Consider the following 4,158-nt stretch of genomic DNA (forward strand, 5'->3'; position numbering starts at 1 on the left):
CACGTTGAGCAATACCTTGGCCCCGTTTATGGCCGAAACGTTCGACTGCGCGCATGATGACCTGTTCACCCGCTTCACCAAACTCATCTACAACTGGCTTAGCAATTTGTGCAAACATTTTTGAAAAACGGGCGAACGTTGTTAAATCCGCAAATTTCTCTTCACCTTCCACGATCGATGGTAAATATTCAAAGAAAGTATGATTTTCGCCTTCTGCTGTTGCCTTCTTAGCCATGGCTTCAGCGTCCTTTAAACCAAATGCCTCTAAACCTTTTTGTATTAATTCACGACCATACTCCCCATATTGCTCTGTAATGGAGAGATGTAACTCTGTAAACATTTTTGCCGTAATTACGTCCATGGATAAAGCCTTCATCATTAATTTTTCCCCTGCCATTAGTATGAGCCCCCTCAATACAAATCTTATTGATTTACTTGGATTTTATTTTTATTATAGAGGTGGCTAGTAAATGAAATCAAATGAATATTTACACAATTTATTATGAAAAAAAATCATAAAAGGAGATGGCGGTAATATGGCAACATTGGCACAATATATTGCTTTCCATACGCTGATCAATACGGGGAATTTTACAGAGACAGGATTAAAGCTAAATCTTACACAGTCTTCAATCAGTCACACGATTAGTAATTTAGAGGCAGAATTTGGTTTGTCACTAATTATTCGAAACCGTAACAATATTGTTTTAACGAGTGAGGGAAAGATTATTTATGAGCATATCTCAAAGATATTGCAGCAACAGCAGCAACTAGAAACCTCAGTCGCTAAATTAAAAAACCTAATTGGTGGTACGTTATCCGTTGGTATTCTACCAAGTGTTTCACTTGTCTTACTGCCAAAGGTTTTAGCGTACTTTGAACAGCATCATCCGGATTTACACATTCGTTTGTTGGAAGGGGATTATGACCAAATAGAGGATTGGTTACATAATGGGGTAGTAGATATTGGATTTTTAGTACAACCACATTCTAAACATCTTGTATTTGACGCGATTTTTGATGATGAACTTGTCTGCATCATGGCGAAGGAGCATCCATTAGCAAAAGAGAGTGAACTTAACATTGAGCAATTACAGGATGAACGTTGGATTATGCCTAAACGTACTATTGACCGAGATGTATCAAGGGTTTTAGCCAAACATAAAATCCACCCGAATGTGGTATATGAATTATCGGTCGATCAGGTCATTTTAACAATGGTTAATGAAAATTTAGGTATTTCCATTGTTCCGAATTCTCTCTTACTACATGCGCCAAGTAGTTTGATTAGAAAAAAATTTTCTCAAGCATATATTCGACAGGTTGGAATTGCATACAAACACAGTGTTCATCTTTCTCCGGGGGCTTTAAAGTTTGTAGAAATATCGAAATACTTTGCATCCTTTTTACAAATTTAGTTATTGACAATTAAAATAACCCGAACTATTATCTGATAAAACCAATTGGGATTGTTTACTTTAATCAGATGGAGGACGTTTGGGTTATGCATACGATTGTTTATGTTGAGATATTTATCTATTTACTCGCAATGCTTGGAGTTGGGATTTACTTTAGCAAAAAAGATTTATCACATAATGATTACTTTCTAGGGGGCAATAAACTACCTGGCTGGGCGCTAGCCTTTTCAGAACGAGCTACTGGGGAGTCAGCCTACATGTTTTTAGGGGCAATTGGCTTTATTTATGTAGCAGGACTTTCTGGCATTTGGATTTTATCAGGCATGCTCTTAGGGGTAGTTGCTTCATGGTTATTTTTATCAAAACGTTTTATGACTGAGCAACAAAAATATAAGGTGAATAGTTTAACAGACTATATTGCTGTCAAATTTCCAAAGCATGCTGACATTATTCGTTGGCTAGCTTCTGCGGTTATGGTGTTATTCTTTGTTTGTTATTTAGCTGCTCAATTTTCAGGGATGGGCAAAACGATTTACTCCTTCTCAGGATTAAACATTACTTGGGGTACAATTATTATTGGTGCAATAATAATTGCCTATTCATGTATGGGAGGATTTATGTCTGTTGTGTGGACAGATACAATCCAAAGTTTTTTAATGCTCATCTCATTTATTATTGTCCCTATCGCGGCTTATATGGAAATCCAACATCAGGGTTTAAGCATTTCAACAGAGCTTGCGAATATGGGCAATGGTGCGGATAGCTGGGTGGGCGGCTTAAATGGACTTGCTTTAGGAGCTATGCTATTTACAAATCTGTCATGGTTCTTTGGTTGGCTAGGCGGACAACCTCAATTAAGCTCTCGTTTTATGGCTATTACAACTGAAAAAGAGCGCATTACAGGACGTAATATGGCCATCATTTGGACGCTCATTGTATATGTAGGTGCTTTCTTATCAGCTATTTTCGCATCCACTTTGTATAAACAAGGCTCTATAGAAGACCCAGAGATGATTTTACCTCATATGGTATTTGAAATCTTACCACCGTGGGTTGCGGGAATTATTGTTGCAGGTATTTTAGCAGCAATTATGTCCACAGCATCATCACAATTATTAGTGATTACAACGTCTATAAGTGAGGATATTATCCACAAGACATTACGTTGGAATGTTTCTAGTAAAAAACTAGTTCACCTTTCTCGTCTAGTTGCAGTGATTAGTGGGATTGTAGGTATTATTATTTCACTTAAATCAGGCTCAGTCATTTATAATTTAGTTTCCTTTGCATGGGCAGGGATTGGTAATACATTTTCTGTTGTCATTCTTTTAATCTTTTTCTGGAAACGTGTTTCAGGTATTGGGGTCATTGCCACAATTGTTGTAGGTTTCATTAGTGCAATTGCATGGTCTCTCTCTCCTATGGAGGCCATTGTTTCGGCTAAGGCAGCGACATTCTTTATTTGTTTAATTGTTGGGGTTATCGTGTCTTTAGTATGTCCTGATAAAGAGCAAGAGCAAATAAAAGTGTAGAAGTTTAAAAGTATTTTAGAATAATAAGTGGAACTCCTGTTTTGAAGATATTTCTCAAAATGGGAGTTTTCTTTTTATACAATGGAAATATGATAAAAGGAAGAGCAACCACTCTAACAGGAAATTACATAATGTGTGGACCTTTTAGATAAACGATGAATATGCAAAAATGAAGCAAGGGGGTTAGGAAGTTGTTTAATGATTTTAAGGTTTTAGATGAAGGTCCTGTTTATGTGCAATTAAAGAAATATGTTCAAGATATGATTGTCAAGGGACATCTATTGGAGCATCAAAAGCTTCCATCTACCCGTGAACTTAGTAAGTTATTAACAGTCAGTAGAAATACAGTGTTGAACGCATATGCCGAATTAGAGCAAGATGGCATTATCTATGCAGTGAAGGGCAAAGGGCATTTTGTTGGAAAGGTTACTACATTAAAAACATCGTCTATTATTGAAATGGATTGGAAGAAGAGGTTAAATGATACGACTTTATTAGCAGATGAAATTGATTTAATAAGACAAGATATACACTGGCAAAAGGGCATGATTTCTTTTATTAGTATAGCCCCAGAAGAAAAGCTTTTTGATGTTGAAAACTTCAAAAGGGCATTCCTCACAAGAATGTCCATTGAAGGAGATATTGTTTTAAATTATGGCTATGCAAAGGGATATAAACCTTTAATTGATTACCTTCTTGGTTATATGGAAATGAAGGGTGTAGATATTTCTAATAAAGATATTATGATTACTAATGGTTTTACGGAGGGGCTAGATATATTATTGTCCTCTTTCGCCAAAAAGTCAGGGCGTGTTCTATGTGAAAACCCTACGCATCATGCAGCATTGAAGCTTTTCCGTATGCATGGATTAGACATTCATGGGATCGATATGAGTGATGATGGGGTTGATATAGGTCAGGTGGAACAAGACTTAGCGGAAAAGCAATTTGATTTTGCCTATTTCATCCCGTCCTATCATAATCCAACTGGAATCGTCACTTCTTCTGAAAAAAGGAATGCTATTTTCCAGCTCTTTTCAAAATACCAAATCCCCATTGTAGAGGATGGCTTTAACGAAGAATTAAGGTACACAGGTTCTCATTTGGCACCACTGATAGCCTTTAGCGGATCAGGTAATAACATTGTCTATATTGGCAGCTTCTCTAAAATCCTATTTCCAGGCCTACGTGTTGGCTGGATTTTAGCA

3 protein-coding genes and 1 pseudogene are annotated in these 4,158 nt (G+C 36.7%); 3 read left to right on the forward strand and 1 reads right to left on the reverse strand.

The window, feature by feature from the left end; genetic code table 11:
- Positions 1-397 (reverse strand): annotated as a pseudogene (locus RT445_RS03470) (L-2-amino-thiazoline-4-carboxylic acid hydrolase); the annotation flags it as partial.
- A 139-nt stretch (positions 398-536) separates the two neighbouring features.
- On the opposite strand from RT445_RS03470, the gene RT445_RS03475 reads away from it, so the two are divergent.
- From RT445_RS03475 to RT445_RS03485, 3 genes are all read left to right on the forward strand, one after another.
- Positions 537-1,418, forward strand: a complete 882-nt coding sequence (locus tag RT445_RS03475; RefSeq protein ID WP_274794883.1) for a LysR family transcriptional regulator — start codon at positions 537-539, stop codon at positions 1,416-1,418.
- 86 nt (positions 1,419-1,504) lie between these two features.
- Complete coding sequence (locus RT445_RS03480; RefSeq protein WP_274794882.1) at positions 1,505-2,950, forward strand: sodium/proline symporter; 1,446 nt, start codon at positions 1,505-1,507, stop codon at positions 2,948-2,950.
- A 191-nt stretch (positions 2,951-3,141) separates the two neighbouring features.
- Positions 3,142-4,158 (forward strand): aminotransferase-like domain-containing protein (locus RT445_RS03485; RefSeq protein ID WP_313469708.1); only part of this gene is annotated, 1,017 nt, incomplete at its 3' end.

The organism is Lysinibacillus sp. (genome assembly GCF_032093475.1).
Taxonomy (GTDB): domain Bacteria; phylum Bacillota; class Bacilli; order Bacillales_A; family Planococcaceae; genus Lysinibacillus; species Lysinibacillus irui.

What these genes read in the sequence shown, in the direction of transcription:
- RT445_RS03480 (WP_274794882.1), top strand. Translation starts at nt 1,505, where the DNA reads ATGCATACGATTGTTTATGTTGAGATATTTATCTATTTACTCGCAATG.
- RT445_RS03475 (WP_274794883.1), top strand. Translation starts at nt 537, where the DNA reads ATGGCAACATTGGCACAATATATTGCTTTCCATACGCTGATCAATACG.